The organism is Methylorubrum populi, from assembly GCF_002355515.1.
Lineage (GTDB): Bacteria > Pseudomonadota > Alphaproteobacteria > Rhizobiales > Beijerinckiaceae > Methylobacterium > Methylobacterium populi_A.
This window is the reverse complement of sequence record NZ_AP014809.1, coordinates 472,279-491,159: the sequence shown is the minus strand read 5'-3', so window position 1 is coordinate 491,159 and position 18,881 is coordinate 472,279. Positions and strand designations below refer to the sequence as shown.

The 18,881-nt window shown below is 72.4% G+C and carries 15 protein-coding genes; 6 read left to right on the top strand and 9 right to left on the bottom strand.

Features of this window, described 5'->3' with window-relative positions:
• Window positions 1–506 precede the first annotated feature (506 nt).
• Window positions 507–3,320, top strand: coding sequence for a caspase family protein (locus MPPM_RS02195; RefSeq protein ID WP_096483516.1), 2,814 nt, complete (start codon window positions 507–509; stop codon window positions 3,318–3,320).
• Window positions 3,321–3,342: 22 nt separating this feature from the next.
• Here MPPM_RS02195 and MPPM_RS27765 read toward each other — a convergent pair whose 3' ends face one another.
• The 4 genes from MPPM_RS27765 to MPPM_RS02180 form a co-directional block, all read right to left on the bottom strand.
• Window positions 3,343–3,510 (bottom strand): hypothetical protein, encoded by a 168-nt coding sequence (locus MPPM_RS27765; protein ID WP_157914093.1) that lies wholly within the window; start codon window positions 3,508–3,510, stop codon window positions 3,343–3,345.
• A gap of 415 nt (window positions 3,511–3,925) precedes the next feature.
• Window positions 3,926–4,582, bottom strand: coding sequence for a hypothetical protein (locus tag MPPM_RS02190; RefSeq protein ID WP_096483513.1), 657 nt, complete (start codon window positions 4,580–4,582; stop codon window positions 3,926–3,928).
• On the bottom strand, window positions 4,579–6,840 hold the full coding sequence (locus MPPM_RS02185; RefSeq protein ID WP_096483511.1) for a hypothetical protein: 2,262 nt from the start codon (window positions 6,838–6,840) through the stop codon (window positions 4,579–4,581). The genes MPPM_RS02190 and MPPM_RS02185 overlap by 4 nt, the downstream gene beginning before the upstream one ends.
• Window positions 6,841–6,896: 56 nt before the next feature.
• A complete protein-coding gene (locus MPPM_RS02180; protein ID WP_162296251.1) occupies window positions 6,897–7,370 on the bottom strand; it encodes a M23 family metallopeptidase in 474 nt (157 codons plus the stop codon).
• Window positions 7,371–7,577: 207 nt separating this feature from the next.
• On the opposite strand from MPPM_RS02180, the gene MPPM_RS02175 reads away from it, so the two are divergent.
• The 4 genes from MPPM_RS02175 to MPPM_RS02160 all read left to right on the top strand — a co-directional run bounded on the left by MPPM_RS02175 (window position 7,578) and on the right by MPPM_RS02160 (window position 11,082).
• Window positions 7,578–8,063 (top strand): hypothetical protein, encoded by a 486-nt coding sequence (locus MPPM_RS02175; protein WP_096483507.1) that lies wholly within the window; start codon window positions 7,578–7,580, stop codon window positions 8,061–8,063.
• A gap of 127 nt (window positions 8,064–8,190) precedes the next feature.
• On the top strand, window positions 8,191–9,726 hold the full coding sequence (locus MPPM_RS02170) for a PDZ domain-containing protein (RefSeq protein ID WP_096483505.1): 1,536 nt from the start codon (window positions 8,191–8,193) through the stop codon (window positions 9,724–9,726).
• On the top strand, window positions 9,716–10,303 hold the full coding sequence (locus tag MPPM_RS02165; RefSeq protein ID WP_096483503.1) for a DUF4189 domain-containing protein: 588 nt from the start codon (window positions 9,716–9,718) through the stop codon (window positions 10,301–10,303). Before MPPM_RS02170 ends, MPPM_RS02165 begins: the two co-directional genes overlap by 11 nt.
• 188 nt (window positions 10,304–10,491) lie before the next feature.
• On the top strand, window positions 10,492–11,082 hold the full coding sequence (locus tag MPPM_RS02160) for a hypothetical protein (RefSeq protein ID WP_162296250.1): 591 nt from the start codon (window positions 10,492–10,494) through the stop codon (window positions 11,080–11,082).
• An 18-nt stretch (window positions 11,083–11,100) separates the two neighbouring features.
• Here MPPM_RS02160 and MPPM_RS02155 read toward each other — a convergent pair whose 3' ends face one another.
• From MPPM_RS02155 to MPPM_RS02140, 4 genes are all read right to left on the bottom strand, one after another.
• Window positions 11,101–12,000, bottom strand: a complete 900-nt coding sequence (locus tag MPPM_RS02155) for a hypothetical protein (protein WP_096483499.1) — start codon at window positions 11,998–12,000, stop codon at window positions 11,101–11,103.
• Between the two features lie 72 nt (window positions 12,001–12,072).
• Window positions 12,073–13,491 (bottom strand): hypothetical protein, encoded by a 1,419-nt coding sequence (locus MPPM_RS02150; RefSeq protein WP_162296249.1) that lies wholly within the window; start codon window positions 13,489–13,491, stop codon window positions 12,073–12,075.
• Window positions 13,488–15,314: a hypothetical protein gene (locus MPPM_RS02145; protein ID WP_096483495.1), complete on the bottom strand. Its 1,827-nt coding sequence runs from the start codon at window positions 15,312–15,314 to the stop codon at window positions 13,488–13,490. The genes MPPM_RS02150 and MPPM_RS02145 overlap by 4 nt, the downstream gene beginning before the upstream one ends.
• Before the next feature lie 25 nt (window positions 15,315–15,339).
• Window positions 15,340–16,125 carry a MotA/TolQ/ExbB proton channel family protein gene (locus MPPM_RS02140; protein ID WP_157914087.1) on the bottom strand — a complete coding sequence of 262 codons (786 nt, stop codon included), beginning with the start codon at window positions 16,123–16,125 and terminating at the stop codon, window positions 15,340–15,342.
• 194 nt (window positions 16,126–16,319) lie between these two features.
• Here MPPM_RS02140 and MPPM_RS02135 point away from each other — a divergent pair, with 194 nt between their 5' ends.
• A complete protein-coding gene (locus MPPM_RS02135) occupies window positions 16,320–16,964 on the top strand; it encodes a response regulator transcription factor (protein ID WP_096483491.1) in 645 nt (214 codons plus the stop codon).
• A gap of 7 nt (window positions 16,965–16,971) precedes the next feature.
• Here MPPM_RS02135 and MPPM_RS02130 read toward each other — a convergent pair whose 3' ends face one another.
• Entirely contained in the window at window positions 16,972–18,765 is a 1,794-nt protein-coding gene (locus MPPM_RS02130; RefSeq protein ID WP_096483489.1) for an ATP-binding response regulator, read from the bottom strand.
• Window positions 18,766–18,881 lie beyond the last annotated feature (116 nt).

Genomic DNA, 18,881 nt, shown 5'->3' with positions numbered 1-18,881 from the left:
TCTCGCACGACCCATCTCCGGTTTCAGCCGACTGGACGGGACAAGTCTGCGTGCCGAGGCGCCCCGCAAGCGCGGCCTCCAGGAAGGCCAGAGTCTCCGGCACGAGGCTTCCGGAACTATCTCCGGCGAGCAGGCGGTCGAGACCAATCAGCAGCACCGGATCGCGATCGACGCTGAAGTTCGAAGATCCTACCGCAGGTAGATACCACTCCGCGGCGAATGCCTGCTGGAAAGGCTCCCGGCGATCGTGATTGCCAGGAACCACGTAGACGGGCAGATTGCTGAATCTCCTGCCTGACAGGACCGCGGCAGGCCACTTCACGGAAGTCTCTTGCCGGTAACTGACCGGGCTGGTGGCTGAGCAGAACCGAGCGATGCCATTCCTAAGAAAGACCCTCCCGCCCGCAACTCGCATGATGGTGCCCGGTCTCGATCCCCGTTATCGTTGGGCTTCCGGTTCTCTCCGGGCCGCGCCGTCGATGGCGTGACCCACACGATCGTGAGACATGCCCCATCGTCGGTTCGATCTGTCGAGCCTGAGCGAGGCCGAATCTCCACGTCCGCTCAAGACCGCGCGGGCGCCGGTCGAGGCCGCTTCCCGCCATGAGCCGCGTCTCGCTCTCGTCATCGGCAACGCCCGGTATCGCGACCGACCTCTGGCGAACCCGGTCCGCGATGCGCGGGACGTGGCGTGGGGACTGGAAGGGCTGGGCTTCTCCGTCCGCCTCCTGACGGACGCGACCCTGCCCGCCATGCAGGAGGCCCTCGTCGCGTACGCCGACGCCGTCGACGCGGCCGGATCCGATGCGGTCGCCTTCGTTTACTATGCGGGCCATGGGGTCCAGGCGGAGGGAGCGAACTTCCTCATCCCCATCGCCGCGGAGATCACCGGCCTCCGCCATCTCGCCACCCGCGCGATGCCGCTCGATACCCTCGCCAGGGAACTCGGGCGCCGCGCGCGCAAGGCGACGGTGATCGTCCTCGATACCTGTCGGAACGAATTCGTGGAGGACGGGTCCGGCGATGCCTCCGCCACGCAAGGCATGGTGCGCAGCCGCCTGCCGCGCCCGACGGAACTGGTCTATTCCACGGCCGCGACCGCGAGCGCCGAGGACGGCTGGGGGAACCACAGTCCCTTCGCCCTCGCGCTGATCGAGGAGATGCCCGGCTTGCTCGTGCCGGGCACGCGCATCCAGGACGTGGTCGATACCGTCGCCGCCAAGGTCAGCCTGTGGACCGCGAACACGCAGACCGTGGCGGTCTACCGCGAGGGCGCGCTGCCGCCGCTGACCCTGACGGCCGAGGACGAGGTCCGGCGCCGAAGCTGGAGCCGGCGGCCTCGCCGCCCGAGCCGGAGACGGGTCGCGGCGCGCATCGCGGCCGGCGCGGCGGCGCTGTCCCTCACCGTGGCGGGCGGCTTCTGGTTCGCCGCCTATCCCGAGACCCGCACCGGGCTCCTCCTCAGGGCGGGGCTCCTCGACGGCAGCGCCTACGACTTCGCCTGCGCGCCGCCTTGGGACGGACAACTGGATCGGTATGGCCTCACCCGCCGCGACTGGTGCCTCAGCCTCAGCAACGATGCCATCGTCGAGACGGGCATGGCCGACCGCGACCGGAGGCAGGTCGTCGAGGCGGGCTTCGCCGCGGGCGATCCCAAGGCCCTCGCCCTGAAGGCCATGGCCGCCGACAGACAGGCGCGGCAGGCAGAAGCCGGAGACGACCGCGCAAGGCTTCTCGCCGAAGCGGCCGCCTTCGGCCGCCGCGCCGCCGCCACGGATCTGCCGCGTGGGCGAGTCCTGGGCTGGATGCTCGGCGACCGTCTCCAGAGACTCGACGTCAACCTGCGCGATCTCGCGCGGGACCTCGACGCGGCCGGCGCACGGGGCGTGCTGCTCGCGAAGCTGCTGCGCGAGAGCGCGGCGAAGAGCTTCTCGGTGTTGACGGGACACGGCGACGCCGCCGATCCGGCCGAGGGGCTCGACACGGCCCTTTCGGAGGCGGCGGCCTCCGATCCGAGCGGCAAGGCCGCGTATGCCGCGGCACAGCTCTATCGCAGCGGATCGGCATTCGCCGGGGGAGAGGTCCAGATCCCCCGTTACCACGCATGGCTGCGCCGTGCAGCATCCGCCGGGCTGCCGGCCGCCACCGCGGAATGGCTCGACCTCGCGCCGTCCGATCCCGCCCTGCGGCTATCCGAAACCGAACGCCGCGACCTGATGGCGGCCGCGGCCGGGGCGGACGATCCGCCCGGCCTGTACTGGCGTGCACGCCTGCGCATGGAGGCCGACGCCCTCGACGGTGCGAAGGCCCTGCGCTCCGAACCGACGGCCAGCCTTCTCCGGCGATCGGCGGAGGCCGGATTTCCCGCTGCGATCCAGGTCTTCATCGACGATGCGCTGGATCCCCGCGACGGGCACGCGCCGGACATGGCACAGGCCCTCCTCTGGCTGCGACGGGCGGCGGCGGCCGGCAGCGGCAAGGCCGCCGAGCAGCTCGCCACGCTCCTGGCGCATGGCTACCGCGGTGCGGACGGTGCCATCCTCGTCGCGCCCGACCCCGCCGCCGCGCGGGCGCTGGCGGAGCGTCACGACCTGCGCGACGCGCCCTGGGCGCTCGCCCTGCGTGCGGACATGCTGCGTTACGGCGCGCTCGCGCAACGCGATCCGGCGCAGGCCATCGCGATCTGGCGCTTCATCGAGCAGCGGCTCCCGGCCCCGGAAATCGCGCTGCGGGCGCGGACGGAACTCGATCGCGCCTGGACGGAGGCGAGCCTCGCGCGTGACCGCGCCGCTAACCACGCCTTCGCGAGCGGAGATGCGAATGCGCCCGTCACGGTGACGGCCTTCCTCGCCGCGGATTGCCCGGCCTGCCAGCGCTTCGCCTACGACGTGCTCCGGCCGGCGATCATGGCCTTCTCCGATCCGGCGACGGTCCGCTTCGAAGTGCGTCCGGTCTGGCGCGACGACGATGCCGGCGCCCTCGAAGCCGCGCTGGTGGCGGCCTGCGCGGCGATTCCGGCGGATCGCTTCCGTCTGTTCGTCGCCCTGATGAACGCCCAGGCGGAGTGGGCGCGGCTGGCGACCGCGCAGGAGCGGCTCGGGGCCTTCGCGCGTCTGCTCGACGGCCTTGCCGGAGCGCCCGACGATCCGGCCCGTTGCGTCGCGGACGAGGCAGCCCGCGCCGCTCTCGGCCGGCAGCGGGACGGGTTCCGCGCCCTGCCGATCGCCGCGACGCCCTCGGTGTTCGTCGGTGGTGCCGCCGGCGACACCGAGTGGGTGGACGCGCTGAAGGCGCTGATCGCAAGTCAGCTGCCGCCGTGATCGCCGCCCGACCATTCCGCGGTCAGCCTGCGGGCACTTCGGAACAGGTCGGACGGCGCAGGCGACCGTAGCGGCCGAGTCCCGTCACAACCGGCATCTCGTCGATCCGGTGGGACCACCCGCCGTCGCGCCGGGCGAGGTCCACCGCGTAGACCGGACCGCCCGCCTGCCAGGGGGTCCAGCGACCCATGGTCCCGTCGCGACCCACCGAGATCTGGCGCACGGAGCCGGCGCCGAAGGTCAGGCGGCCCGACCAGTCGATACCGTTGCGGCGGTCCGCGGGCGAGGTAGTTTCCCGGGCGTCGAGGCGCAGGTCGGCCAGGGCGACGTAGAGGGTGTGGCCGTTCCGGACAGGTGCCTGCGTGCTCTCCAGCGATCCCGCGAAGCTCCTGCAGGAGCGGCGGCGACATCGATGGCGACGACGGCGACCGACCCGCAGCGGGCGCGATAGGTGCCGAACAGCGCGTTGGCCCGATCCGCGGCCTCACCCCTGGCATCACCCAAGGCGGAATGCTGCGCCTGTGCAGCGAGACCTGCCACCAGCGGCATCGGCCCGAAGGCCAGGACGGCGAAGGTAGTGCAGGTGGCAGCGGCGATGACGGTCTTCATGGCTCGGGTCTCACGATCGTCGGGATCCGAGGGGGATCCGATGTCGGAGATCTCTCAGGCCGCAGGACCGGCGGCACTTGCGCGGCGTTGACCGGCGTTGCGACAGGGCTCGGTCGGACGAACTCGACCGGGGCATCGGCGCTTCGTGGGGGCCAGATCAGACCGAAGGCCAGGAACATCGCCGTCTGGACCGAACCGGGAATGTCCCGCACCGCCCCTCCCGCTTCCGGGCACGGCAGCGCATCGATGGCCGCGTCCTCTCGCGAGCGCAGGAGGGCGAGGCAGGCGAGCACCAGCGTATGCGTGGGCAGGCTCATCCCGAGTTCGTAGAGGGGCATCTGCCCCGCCTCGTCGCGGGCCCGCTCGATCAGCGCCCGCAAGTCCGGCGGCGGCGTCCATACCGGCTCTGCCAAACCCCGGCGCAGAACCGGATCGGTCCAGTCGAGCCGGGGCGCGAGGGCGAGAAGCATCTCCCCGATGGAGGGAAGCGCCGGGCGCGCGGCGGCCCGGACCGGGGGCTCGCGCGCGGGGTCGGGTGACGGATCGGGCGGTCCCGACCAGGGCTGCGGCGCGGGCATGCCGGTCGGATGGCGCCGGAGCAGCCGCCAGAGCCGGAAGGCGAGGCGATCCGTCCCGTCGCGCCACCACCTCACGAGCGTCTCCTCCTCGTCGCCCCTGACCGATCCGAGCCGCCGCGCCGCGCGGCACGGGGGAGCACGACGACGCGCGGCAGGAACCGCCCGCCCGCCGCTACGTAGGGGACGCTCTCCGCGATTCCGTCTTCCCCGACCCGCCCATGGACCCAGCGCCCGGTCTCGTCCCGGGCGACGAGCAGAGCGCCCGTCAGGCCGCAGACATTGCCGCGTGCTGCGACCGCCACCGCATCGCGACCGGCGGAGGCTAGGCCGCCCGAGCGGAGGCAGACCGCGAGACCGAGCGCGCCGCAGGTCGCGCTGCCGCCCTCGGCCACCACGGCGATCCCCGCGGCTGCCGCCGTGGCCCGACCGCCAGGCGCCGCACAGACCGCGAGCCCTCGCGAGCCGACCTCAGCTTGAGGCGGCACACCCAGCGACCGTCGACCTAACGGACCCCAGCGGCCCGTGGGATCGCGGATCCAGGCTATTCCGTCGGAGCCGGCGACAGCCTGGCCAAAGGCGCCGACCGCGATGCCACATCCGAGGACCCGCGCGCTTCCCCGATCCAGAGCCCAGGCGACGCCGTCCGCGCCCGCATGCGCCTCGCCCGCACAGATCGCGATGCCCGCAGGCCCGGCCACGGCGAGGGAGGGGCGCATCGGCCGGGCCGGATCCCCCGTCAGCATCGGGACGTCGGCCCAGTTGTCGGGATCGGTCTCGTCCTCCTCCATGACCCCTTGCGAAGCCATCGGAGAGCCGCCCGCGGGATTGCGGCCCGGATTCACGCGGGCGACCCCACCCTCGCCGGCGAGAGCGATGTCGAGCCCCATCCCCTCGGGATCCGCCCCCATCGCCACCAGAGCGGCGACGGCGCCGCGCAGGTTGCCGTGATAGAGGATGTCGCCTCCCCGACAGCTCACGGCCCCGCGCTCGTCCGCCTCCGAAGGAGTTTCGATCCGCACCAACATGCAGGTGCTCCCCTCGGGAAGGGAGAGATCGCCTCGGCCCCAGGGCAAGCCCGTCCAGTCCCGCGCCACGCGCCCTTCTTCATCCTGCGCAGCGTCCGGCACCGGGCGGGTCAGCACCACGGTGTCGCCGGGTGCGGGCCAACGCTCGGTGCATCTGCTGGCGGGATCGTGGTACGCTGCGACGCGCCACCAGGGCTGGTCCTGTGGCGGCGCACGTAAATCGGGCGCGGCCGGACGCCGGGACGCTTCGGCGCCCTCGTCCGTCACGGCCCAGCCTCGATCGGGATCGAGGGCGTAGATATCGATCTCCCAGGCGGCCGGATACCAGGACCCATCGCGGAACACGAAGGTTCCGCCATCGGGCGCGCAGTCCGAACCGCCCACCAGCTGCCGGAGCGGGCCACCGTCCTGCACGCCGTACAACAGGACGGCGCCCCGTCCGAGACGCACGAGCGTGTACCTCGCCAGAGGCTGGGGGTGAAGGCAGAGCCCGTCCTCATCGACGGCGATCGCCTTGGCGCTCGCGCGCACGATCCCGATCCCACTCCTACCGACCCGGATCAGCCGGACCGGACCCGCGGCGATGGCCGCACCGCCCCAACCGGCTTCGACCACACAGTCCCGGCCGAGCGCCACGGCGACGCCATCCGCGCCGGCAGCGGCGACAGCGTCCGACCGGGCTACCGCAAGTCCGCACGTACCGCAGCGGGCGCTTCCCAAGCGATCGACGACGGCGAGGGCTCTGTCGCCGCCTTCTGCCGTTCCCCCGGCCCCCGCCCGGGCCAGCCCGCTGCGACCGCAGCGGGCCTCGCCCCGCGGTCCTGCGAACGCCAACGCCTCGTCGCCGGCCTCAGCAAAGCCGTCCGCGCCCGCCACCGCCACGCCGTCCGCACCGGAGAAGCGCAGCAGACCGCCGGCCCAGCCCGCCGGATCGCAGCCAAGACGGGTCAGAAGGTCGAGGGCACTCCGGCGGCCGCCGCGATGGACCACGAACCCTGAGCGAAAGTGGAGGCCTTCGAAGGAACCGTCGTCGGCGAAGAGGGCCTCGGCCGCGTCTCCGGCGTCGAGGCGGACGATTGCCCAGACCGCCGAGCGAAGCCCGGCCAGGTCCGGATCGCCGAGCCCCTTCGGTAAGCCTACGAGCCCGCGATAGTGCGAGTGTTCGTCGGCGAGCGCGAATCGACCGAAGGATGGCAGCGTCGCGATCCCTTTCCCGAGATCCTGCCGGGACCCGCACAACAGATGAAGCGGGCGGTCCTCGAAGTTCCAGATCCTCCAAGGAATTGTCGTAGCCATATCGTCAGACATGGGTCCTGCCGTATGAACGGAATACTACGGCGTGATCTGCCGCCGAGGGGAGCCGGTTATCCGACCGGACCGCAGGCGGCACGTAGCGGATCGACCCAGCGGCCATGCCGGAGACCGCGCAGCGTCAGGGGTGTCCGCAGGGTCGTCCCCAGCACGGCACCCGCCTGGACGACGGCATGCGGGCGCAACCTGGTCGACAGCGGGCCGTAGCGCAGGCGCAGGCCGCCCCTCTGCGTGATCCAGAGGTGGCTTCCCCGCCTCCCGGCCGCTTTGCAGGATGCCACCAAGCCGTCTCCCAAGGCCCGCACCGTCAGTCCGGGGCGCGTCACGTAGACCACGCCGGCATGCAGCACCGGCGTCAGCGACAAGGGGCGGAGCCCGATGCCGAAGGGCCGGGCGATCGGCGCCTCCACGGGAACGCGTCGCGGACAGGGCGCGGCCTGCGCACCGGCGTCCTGCGTCGCCAGAACGAGCGCCGCCGCGCAGAATCGCCGGGCGATCCGGACAGAGCCGGCAGGACTTTCCATCATGGTGCTCCGATCCGGCAGTCCTGCGGCAGGACCGATCTGCGGATCCTGCTCCGGCGGATGGGAAGAGGGAACTGCGCGGGCTTGCTCCGGCTTGCCGACGCGCGTCGCGAGATCGGCCCGATGCCGGCGCGCAACGAGAGGCAACAATCCGCAATGGCGGCGGCCTCCCCCGTCCGGCATCGTCCAGCTCGAACGAGGGCCGACCCCATGTCCTGCCAGCCCGTCCGCCGATGTCTCGTCGCCGCGTTGGCGATCGGCTTCGCCTCGGCCGCCGAGGCGCGCCGCCTGCCGCTGCCGAGCGACCCGGCGCTCGCCCGCAGCACCGCCATCGCCCGGTACCATGCACAGCGGCAACATGTCGGAGGCGGGTTCCTGGCCGCCTCGCGCGGCGCCGGCGGCGTCCGCCTGCTGCGGGAGGAGCGCGGCGTCGCGATCACGCCGGGGCCGATCGCGCCGCCGTCCGGCGCGGAGAGCCGAGCCGGCCTGCGCTGGCGTCAGCTCTTCTGGTTTCACGCGCGCGCCATCCGCACCCGCTCGACCTCCGGCCGCTGGAGTGCCTGGACCGATCCCGGCGACGAACCGGTCTTCGGCTGCCTCGTGCGGATCTACGCGAATCGCCGCGAGACCGCCTGCGTCGATCCTGGGTTCGGCGGTGGAACAGGACGCACGGAAGGCCGCCTTCGCGCGCATTAGCCGCCAATCTCCGTGAGGCCGGTCGCCATCGTCGCTTGGCTGCCGTCAATCATCGACAAGTCTGTGCACTATACCCGAGTATCCGAAAGCGCTTCGAATGATTCCGCTCACATTTGAGGAGGTATCCATGCGCAGCATGATCCGGGGCGTCGTCGTCGCTCTCTCCTGCCTCGCGCCATGCCTGCCCGCCTCGGCCGCCCCTCCCTCCGCCCGAGACGATGCGCAGGTCCGTCTCGACCGCATCGCGCCGGTTCTCGATACCCTGCGCCGTCTGCGGCGCGCCGCGATCCCTGCGGATTTCGCCGGCTGGGCGCTCGGCCCTCCCGACCCCGCGGATCTGCCTCCCGCCCTGCTCGCCACGTCCGCGGGCGCGGGCTGGAGCCGGGAGGCGGTGGCCGCACTTCTGCGCGCCCAGGGTCTCGCCGGACCGGCACCGGACCGCGTCGGCCTGTTGGAGAAGGCCGCTTCCCTCGGCGACATGGGTGCCGCCGCGGCGCTCGCCGAGCATTGGTTCGAGGCCGGCGACCTCCGCCGTGCCGCCGCCTGGGCGGGACTCGCCGGCAGTCGCGGCGCGACGGAGGCCGATATCGTCGCGGTGGTCCTGCCGTCCGGCGCGGTCCCGGCCGAGGTGCGGAGGTCGGCTCTCGCCCGGCTATTTCTCGCGGCCGAGCGGCCGCCGGGGCTCGCGGGCGACTTGCACGCGGGCCGCCCCGACGCCCTCGCCCGTGCGCGGGACGGGTTCGGCTTCGATGCCCGCGGCGCCGGACCCGCGACCTTCGTCCTGTGCGCGCCGGCCAAGCGAGGCGAGCCCCTCGGCGAGGCGCAGGAGACGATGCTGCGGGAACGGGCACTCTCGCTGCCCGATCCGGATGCCGCATCATGCCTCGTTCAGTCGACCCTGGCCGCGATCGTGCGGAGCCTCCCCGCCGGTGAGGCGAGCGATCCGCCGGCCTGGGTGGCGGACCTCGTCGGCCCTCTCGCCCGCGACGCGCTGATCGAGACGTCGCTGCGCACCACGCGCCTCGGCCGGCCCGGTCTCGGCGATCTGGCACTGACGCCGCGTTTTCCCGCGGTCTCGGCCCGGCGGCCGGAGGCGCCGGCCTGGATCCTGGCCGAAGCCGCGCGCGGGGAAGCCGACCGGCGCCGCACGGAGGACTTCGCGACCTCCACCCTCACCAGCGACGCACAGGAGCGATATGCCGCTGCCGTGGCGCTGATGCCGGCCGAGGTGGGGGAAGCGGCCTATGCCGCGCTGGAGCCCGCCCGCCGGGCGGTCTGGCCGGACCGTCCGCTGCCGCCCGGCGTGCCCGGGGGCGATCGCCGCAGCGGCTATGCGGGCCTGCTCGTCAGCGACCTCGGCGGGAGTTGGGCCGCCACGCCGGACTCGGGAACCGCCGGAGCGCTGGTCGTGGGCTTCGCCGAGGGAACGCCGGCCTCCCGCATGCTCCGGGTCGGGGATATTGTCGTCGCCTTCGCCGGACATCCGATCGGTACGGCGGAGGATCTGGTGTCGGCGGTGGGACGGGCCGAGCCCGGAGACCACGCCGCCTCCATCCTCCGCGGCGGCCGGCGCATGGGCGTGATGCTGCCGGCGGTCGCATGGCCGAAGGCGGCGGCGCAATCGAACCTCGCCGGCCTGGGGAGCAACCGCCTTGCGTCCTGAAGCCCTTCGTCCGGCGGCGGCCCTGCTGCTCTGCCTCGCGACAGCGTCCGCCGGGGCGCAGGACCTGAGCGCCGGCAGCCTCGACGCCTGTCGCTATTCCTGCAACCGGGCCTGCTTCTCGAACGATCCGGCGGCGCAACCGATCTGCGAATCCCGGCGGAGCGACTGCGAATCGACCTGCTATTCCAACGCGTGGCGCTGGCAGGGCGGCGGCGGCCGTCCCGCGGCCCGCTCCCGACAAGGCGGCTCCTTCGCCGCGATGGCGGTCGACTTCGAGACGGGCAAGGCCGGCTTCGCCTGGAACTTCCCCGACGCGGTCGAGGCACGGCAGCGGGCCATGTCGGAGTGCATCCGCCTCGCCGGGCGGACCTGCGACGGTCCGGCGACGGTCGTGGACGGCTGCCTCGCCTACGCGGACGGCCGCGGCCGGCGGGGTCACGGCGTCTTCTACGGCAATGGCCCGAACCGGCGGGCCGCGAACCTCGCGGCGCGGGACAACGCGCTCGCCTATTGCCGCAGCAAGGGGGCGGAGGAATGCCGGGTGCACGAGGTGCTGTGCTCATGGGGGAGAGAATGACGGCGGAGGGAACGATGACGGCGAGACCGACCGGTGAAGACATCGGCCCCGAGCCGGACCGGACATTCCGTGTCGGGACGCGGCCGAAAGCCGAATCGCCACGTTCCTCCGCGCCGGAGCCCGGAGACGAGGCGGTCGGCGGCGAGAGCCTGTGGCCTCCCCCGCGACTCTGGCTTTTGCGGCTCGGCATGGCGGCCAGTCTCGTGGGGGCGCTGCTCGGTCTCTGGCTCCTCCTGACGGCGCTGGTCTGGGCCGTCACCGATCTGGTCCTGCCCTTCCTGGGCGGAGCCTATGCCGCCCTGGCTCGATCCGATGCCCCGATCCTGTCGAAGCTCGGCGGCGTGCTGGCGGCCGCTCGCGATCTGCCGCGCCTCGTGATCTGCCTGCCCGCTTCCGCGCCGCTGGTCGGCGCCCTCGTCGGATTCGGGGCACTTCGGAAGAAGGCGCGGCTGACCCGCCTCCTGGCGCGGCCGGACCTGCGCTCGGGCGTCCGTGTGACACGGTTCGGCGACCAGGGCATCGCCTGCCGATGGCCCCGGGGCAATGACTTCACCATCGACTGGGACGACATCGTGGACGTCCGGCTCATCCGCGACGCCGCCTGGGAAGGGCACGGCTTCTCGATCGTCGCGTACAGGGCGGTGGGAACACGGACGGAGCAGGTCGCCGTCTGGGAGGGGCAGACGGTCGGCGACACGACGCTCGGCGTGCGCCTTCCGGTCCATCTCGCCTTCAGGCGGAGCAGGGGCGGACCCGGCCTGCCGCAGGACGGGGCGTAAGCGGGGATCACAGGCGTCCTACAGGATGACGCTGTACTCGGCGCTCGACACGGTGACGGTGGCGGGGCGCCGTCTCTGAAGGCGGCGCAGGTTGGTCAGGAAGCGGCTCGTCTCGGCCTCGTCCAGATCGGCCGCGGCGGCGGACGCTCCCCGCGGATCGAGGTGGGCCCGGCTCGCCTCCTCCCAGACCAGCACCGTCGTCACGAGGAAGCGGCCCGGCTCCGGGCTGAGCGGCGACGGCGGCATCAGCAGCAGGGCGCCATCGACGATCCGGGGGCGGGAGGGAGACGGCAGCCAGAACAGCGTCTCGTTCCAGTTGAGTTCCCAGCTCCGATGCCCGGTCGGCCGCGGGTCGCGCACGACGAAGGTGTAGGCGAGGGCCGGCGTCGCCGTCACGCCGAGGACGGCCAGTTGCCCCTTGTGTCTGCCGACCTGGAACACCACCGGGCCGTCGCCCCCCGAGCGTAGGAACGGCGCGAAGGTCCGGTCCACGAAGAACCGCTCGACGACGAGGCGGATCGTCCCGTCGATGCCGAACCCAGGAGCAAGTTCCCCGAGCAGCGCCTGCTGCGTCCGGTCCAGCGCCTCTTCGTCCGCGACCGCCGCGGCCGCCGCGAGATGGCGCAGGAACACATGCAGCGACGCGTCGAGGTCCGAACCCCGGAACGGGTCCCGGTTGAGCCTCGGCAACCCGCGGGACTGCCGCACCGTCTCGATCCGCCGGTTGAGGACGGCCGCCAGCGCCTCGCCGATCTCGGGCGAGCATCCGTAGTCCCCATAGAGCAGCTTCGAGAATTTCTGCGGCCCGTCCTTGTCTTCGCCGAACAGCGCGACGCCGATCTCGGCATCGGAACGGGGCATCCCGACCAGTTCCCGGAAGGCGCGCCATTTGAGGTAGAGATTCGGGATCGATGCCATGCCGCGATGCTCCGCCGGGCCGGCCTCACCATGCCGGGAGAGGCTCCGAAACGTCCAGCTTGCGGAGCGCCTTCACGGCAGCCCGATTTCCTTGGCGACCTGCTCCACGAGAGTCCGCTGGCCGGGAGGCAGCGCATCCTTGAGACCGGCATAGCGCTTGCGCAAATCCGGGAAGGAGGGCTCCTCCGGCTTCGTGCCGACGAGCGCGAGCGCGGTCCAGAGCGCGGCGTTCGGGATGTCCTTCGGCAGGCCGGCGCCGCCCGTCTCGCAGAGCCAGCCGATCACCGCGTAGGAGCGCGGCTGCATCGCCGCGGCTCCGCCGTCGGCCATCGCGAGGATCCGCTCGTAGGGTCCGTCGAAGCCCGGCGTGCTGGCGATCGCGTAGGCCATGTCGGCGTCGATGAGAGGCGCGCGCCGTTCACCGATCGCCCGATAGGCGGCGATCAGGGCCGGGCGGTCTCCCGCCGTCAATGCGTCGCGAAAAGCCTTGGCCAGCAGGACGGCCGGCAACGGATTGAGGCCGCGCCGCTTGTAGAGGTCCTCCAAAGCGGCCGACTGGCCGTTCTGGATCGCGGCGGTGTCGAGCAGGCGCGCGGCGCCGGGATCGTCGATCCTGGCCGCCGTGACGAGGTTCGGACGGCGCAGCAGCTCGATCACCGCGCCGGCGAGGCCGAGTTCCGAAGCGACCCGCAGGTGGAAGGCCGCCGCCGCCATATCGGCGGGGTCGCCGCCCGTCGTCGCGAGGATAAAGCCGAGGGCATAGGCCCCGTAGGCCACTGGCCGGTCCGGTTCGGGCGGCACCGCCTTGGACAGCCCCGTGAGGAGCGTGCGGGCCACCGGCGTCTGGCCGGCCCGGAAGGCCCGCAGAGCGCGGGTCAGGACGAGGCCATGGCGCAGGGCCCGCGAGAGGCGCAGCTGTCCCTCCGCGAATGGCAGCGGCGAAAGCGTGTCGAGCAGCGGTTCGACATCGGCCGGATCGAGCGGGGCGTAGGCGGCCCGCACGCGGGCGGCCGAGCCGGCGGCGGCGGCGAAAGCAGCCACCGCGCGATCCGCCTCGGCGCGGGCCTGACGGGCCGAGGCATCCGCCTGGCGGGCCTCCGTCTCGCGCCGGGCGGCGGCGTCTTTCCGCCGCGCCTCCTCGGCCACCTCGCGTGCCCGGGTCTCGGCCTCCCGGCGCTGCCGGGTCTCGGCCGCGCACCGACCGCTCTCGGCCATGTCGGGGCGTGCGCAATCCACCGGCCGCAGCCGGTCGATGGCGAGCCCGCCGCCGACGACGAGGCCGAGGCCGAGGACGGCGAACGCCGCCCGGCGTCGCCAGGGCGGAGGCGGCGCCGGGTCGGGTTCGCTTCGGCCCTCGCCTGAGGCGTCGGGTCGCGACGCCGCGCCCGCTCCCGCAACGCGCATCGGCGCCGCCCCGCAGACCGGGCAGGAATCATGCGCGTTGGCGTCGTAGGGATGGCCGTCGAGACAGCGGACCATGCGCCGGCTCATCGGCGTTCGCGTCCTTTCGTGCGCGCCAGGAGGTCGAGGGCGTCGGCGGCCTTGAGCGAACCGGCATCGGCGAGGCCGTGGACGATCAGGATGAACGGCTCGGGAAAGCCCTTGGCGCCGAGGCCCTCGGCGAGGCGCTGGACCTGCGGCGGCGGGTTGGGAACTGGCGGTCCGGCAGCGCCCTCCCGCGGGCGGCCGGCTTCGCGGGCGCGGGTGACGAGCGCCAGCCATTCGAGGCCCTGGGCGGCGGTCATCGCGCCCTCCTCGACCATCGGCTTGATGAGCGCGACGTGGCCGGGAAGCGCGCGCGTGGCGGCGGCCTGCGCCTCTAACTCGCCCGGCAGCGGCGCGATGCCGGCACGGCGCAGGCGCGCCTCGCGCTCCGCCGGACTCCACCAGCCGAAGGACGCACGCCGCAAGAATGCATCGGCCACGGCTTGAGGCACGCCGGCCGCCGAGAGGCGTGGCCGCATCTCACCCGCGAGAGCATCGGATGGGCCCGACGGAGCGCCGGCGGCCTGCTTGGGATCGGCCGCGACGAGATCGATCCAGCGCGTGACAGTCGGCTGATCGAGGGAGCCAGCGACGTAGCGGTCAAGCAGCTCATCGACGACAGGGCCGGCGCCGTCGCCGGGGGAGCCGATGGGTGTTTCGGCGAGACGGCTGCCATAGAGGTCGGCGAGATAGCCGCGCAGCGCCCCGCGGGCGGCGGCGCTCGACGGGTCGCAGACCGGCGCCTTGCACGGTGCCGCGGACAGACGTTCCGCGAACCAGCGCGTCTGCGCTTCGTCGAGACGCACGGCCTGGAGCCGTTCGCCCACCAGGCGCACGAGCCCGATGAAGGCGAAGGGCCGCTGCGGGCCGACCCGGATGGGCGGAGCTCCCACCGCAATGCCGCCGGAGGACAGGAAGCTCGTCACCTCGCAGGAGATCGACGCGCCGCTTGGCCCCTGGCTCCCGTCCATCGGCACCGCATTCAGGTACTTGGCGTAGACCGCCAGGGCATCGCCGGCGTGAAGGGCGCGTCCCATCCAGGTCGAGGCCACCTCGCGCGAGCCGCGCAGCGGACTGAAGTCCAGGCTCTCCTGGGGCCGCATCGTGTCCGGGCCGCGCACGATCGGTCCGTAGCCGGGCGAGCCGTCTCCGGGGATCACGGGTTCGGCCTTGCCCGGCTCGCGCGTCTCCTGATGCGAGACGCCGACGACGATCACGGCGTCGGCACAGGTGTATCGCAATTGCACGACCGCCGTCCGGCGCGCCGCGAGGTCCGCGTTCTCGCGGGCGAGCGCCTCGATCCGGGACTTGAGCGCGGCGGTGTCCTCCGCCTTCATCCGCGCGACCTCGGCCCGCAGCGTCTCCGCCTCGGTCTCGAACCGCCGTGCCCGCGCCTCCGCCTCCGCCAGCGCCGCCTTCAGCCGCGCGATCTCGGTGCGCGCCGCCTCGGCTTCGGTCCGGAGGCGACCGCGCTCTTCCTCCACGCGGCGGAGCTGCGAGGCCGCTTGGTCGAGCCGGGTCTGGAGCCGCGAGACGTCCCGCTCGGCCTGCGCGAGCTTGGCCACCGCCGCATCGATCTGCTCCTGGAGGCGGTCGAGGTCTTCCCGGGTATAGTCGCCGGACTTGAGCTTGCGGCCGGACGCTTCGAGCTGCGTGCGCACGCCGCCGAGGGAGGAGCGAACGATGGCGGCGATCTGCTCGGAGGTGAAGTCGGGGATGTAGTACTTCATCCCGAACACCATCAGGATGAGGAAGGCGCCCATCGCCTTCGTCATCACGGCCATCAGCGCGACCTCGCTGGTCTCCGCCTGCCGCCTCCGCCGTCTCATCGCGGCGGCCTCGTCCGGCCGGCGCTCACCGCTCCACCCGGCTCTCGTGGTCGATATAGACGCGGTTGATCAGGTTCTTGAGGCAATATTGTCCGGCCGCGTTGAGGGCGAGTTCCTCCTGCTCCTGGACGGCATGCTGCACGAAGGCGAGCACGGCGCTGGCGATCAGGGCGACGAGGGTGGTGTAGAACGACACCGAGAGGCCCCCCACCACCTTGCCGAGATCCATGTTGGCGGGATCGATGAGGTGGAGAGCGAGGGACAGGCCGATGACCGTCCCGAGGAAGCCGATCGTCGGGATCAGCCACGCCATGTAGCGCAGCATCTGGTAGCGCAGGTCGACCTGATCGCTCATCAGGCTCAGCGCATTCGTCAACACGTTGATCGCCTGATCGACCGAGCGGCTCGCCTGGAGCTGGAGGATCGTCAGGTCCATCAGGGCGGGCAGGAAGCCGCTCTCGGCATCGTGCAGGTCGGCGACGCGCCGCCGGATCGGTCCGAGCTCGTGCAGTTCGAGCATGGAGTTCGGATCCTCGGGCAGCAACCCGGCCCGGAGGAAGGCCCGCTCGCGCCGGGCCGCCCGCCAGCGCCGGTAGAGCTCGCCCATCGCCCAGGCGAGCGCGAGGTAGATCAGGTTCTGGATGGTGAAGGGATAGGGAAAGACGCTGTAGCGCTGCCGGTCGAGCAGCAGGGCGGCCGTCGGCGAATCGGGCATCGTCATCACGGTCATGGCGAGGATCGCGGCCGCGGCGATTGCGAGCGCCGTAAGCCGCACCCGCCAGATCCCGGGGACGGTCGGCCAGGGACGCACGCCGCTCCGCACCCGTCCCGCGGCGTCACCTAGCCCGGTGTTCGCTGAAGAATCCGTCATGGCGACGAGCATGGAGAGAGCGGAAGCTTCGCGTAAGCTGACCGATGGTCGACGGCGAGTCGAGTCCGGTAGGACCTTGGTCGCGGGACGTCCGGACCCTTTCGGGCGACGCGGAACCCGGCGATACTCCTGCGATGAAGTTCCTGATCGTCGACGATCATCCGGTGCTGCGCGAGGGGATCGCCGCCCTGCTCCGGCGGGCGGGACCCGATGTCGCGATCCTCGAAGCCGGAACCGTGGCAGACGCCCTGCCTCTCGCGCAAGCGCACGACGACCTCGACGTCGTGATCCTCGACATGGTCCTGCCCGGAATGGATGGGCTCACCGCGATCGGCGAGTTCGGCCGGGTGCGGCCGGAAGTGCCGGTGATCGTCCTGTCCTCGTCCGAGGATGCGGGGGACGCGCGCCGCGCCCTCGGCAACGGAGCCCTCGGCTACGTCCCGAAATCGGCGAGCCACAACACCCTGCTCGCCGCGATCCGCCTGGTGATGGACGGGGACGTGTACGTACCGCCCCTGATCATCGGGGAGGCGACCCGATCGACGGCGCCGATGCCGGTTCCGGCGCGCCGGACGGACACCGCCGCCCCGGCGCTCACCGCCCGTCAGGTAGAGGTGCTGCGCCGCCTGAGCGCCGGCCAGCCCAACAAGATCATCGCCTACGAACTCGATCTCTCGGAGAAGACGGTGAAGGCGCACGTCACGGCGATCTTCAAGCTGCTCGGCGCCATCAACCGGACCCAGGCCGCGGTGGCCGCCCGAGCGGCGGGCCTGATCTGAGGCCGCCTCATCCGCCTCCGGAATCGAGGGCGCCGGCCATCAGGTTGCGCATCGCGGCGCGCAGCTTTCCGTTCGGCACCGGCTTGTGCAGCAGCACGAGCCCGCTCGCTCTGGCCTCGATCAGCCGGTCCGGCGCGGTATCGCCGGTCACGAGCAGCGCCGGGATCGTCTCGTTGTATTCGGAGCGCAGGCGCTCAATCGCGTCGAGGCCCGTCTCGCCGTCCCGCAGCCGGTAGTCGGAGACGATCAGGTCCGGCCGTTCCGGATGGGAGGCCAGCCGCCCCACCGCCTCCTCGCCCGAGGCCGCCGCGATCACCGCGTGGCCCCAGCCGGCAAGCAGGCGCTCCATCGCCTCGCGGATCGGCGCCTCGTCGTCGATGACCACCACGAGCGCCCGTGCGGTCGCGCCCGGCACCGCCTCGGCCGGCTCCTCGGCCGGCGCCGCCTCCTCGGCCATGGCGACCACGACCTCGAAGCACGAGCCGCGCCCGACTCGTGAACGCAACGCGAGCGGCGCACCGAGGACGGCGCAGGTCCGCAGGACGATTGCGAGCCCCAGGCCGAGCCCCCTGGCGCGGTCCCGCTCGGCATTCCCGATCTGCACGTATTCCTGGAAGATGCGCTCGCGGTCGTCGGGCGCGATGCCGGGTCCCGTATCCCAGACCTGGACCGCGAGGCGGCCACCGCGGAGGCGGCAGGCGACGAGGACGCCGCCGCGATCCGTGTAGCGCACCGCGTTCGAGACCAGGTTGCGCAGCACGCGCTCGAGCAGGATCGGATCCGTCCATGCGATCGCGCCGGAGGGGCGGCATCGCAGCCGGAGGCCCTTGGCCTCCGCTTCGGGGCCGAGGTCGCGGCAGATGCGGTCAAGAGCGAGGCCGATCCGGAACGCGCGCGGCTCGACCTCGACCACGCCGGCATCGAGCCGCGAGATATCGAGGATCGCGTTGAACAGCCCGTCCATGGCCCCTGCCGAGGCTTCGATCCGCTCCACGAGGAGGCGCGCCTCGTCGGGCAGGTCCAGGCGGCGCAGGGCGCCCGCGAACAGGCCGAGCGCATGCACCGGCTGGCGCAGGTCGTGGCTCGCCGCGGCGAGGAAGCTCGATTTTGCACGGTTGGCGGCCTCGGCCGCATCCCGCTCCCGCCGCAGGGCCTCGGCCAGCGCCTCGGTGCGCAGCCGCAGGCCGACCATCGCGGCGAAGGCGCGGTGGCTGCGAAGTCCGAGGCCGCCCATCACCGCGGCGTAGACCAGCATCAGGAGCGCGCTCGCCCGCTCGACGAGGGTGGAGGCGAAGAGGTTGGCCGCCACGTAAGGCAGCGTCGCGGGCAGGAACAGCGCCAGGAAAGCCGGCAGGTGAGGCCCGAAGGCCGGGATCGCGCCGGCCGTCACCCCGATCGTCACGGCGATGGCGAGAAACCGCACGTCGAAAGGCGCGCCCGGCGTCAGGCCCACGGCGGCGAATCCCCAGGCGATGCCTTCCAGCCCGGCGATCAGCGTGAAGACGCGGGGCCATCGGGAGGCGTCCCTGCTCGGGAGGCCGGGCCGCCGATAGGCGCGGGCAAGACACGTGTGAGCGACGGCACAGGCCACGACGGAGGCCGTCCAGCCCGTCGCCGTCCGAGGATCGGCCGCGCCGAGCTTCACGAGAATCGTGGCGAGGATCACCGCAGCGAGGGCAGCCCCGGCAACACCGGGGACCACCACGCGGAAGACGGCGTCGACCTGCTCGCGCCGCAGGGTCGCCGGCGCCTCGTCCCCCGGCAATGCCTTGCCCGTCGTCGCGATGAGGTGTCCGGCCATGCCACCCGGCCCAGAACGACAATAATTCCGTCGAACCTATGAAGCAGCCTAGTTCATCTTCACACTCGTATCCAGACGATTTCCCTGAATGGGTAGTCCCTCATCAATGGACGACG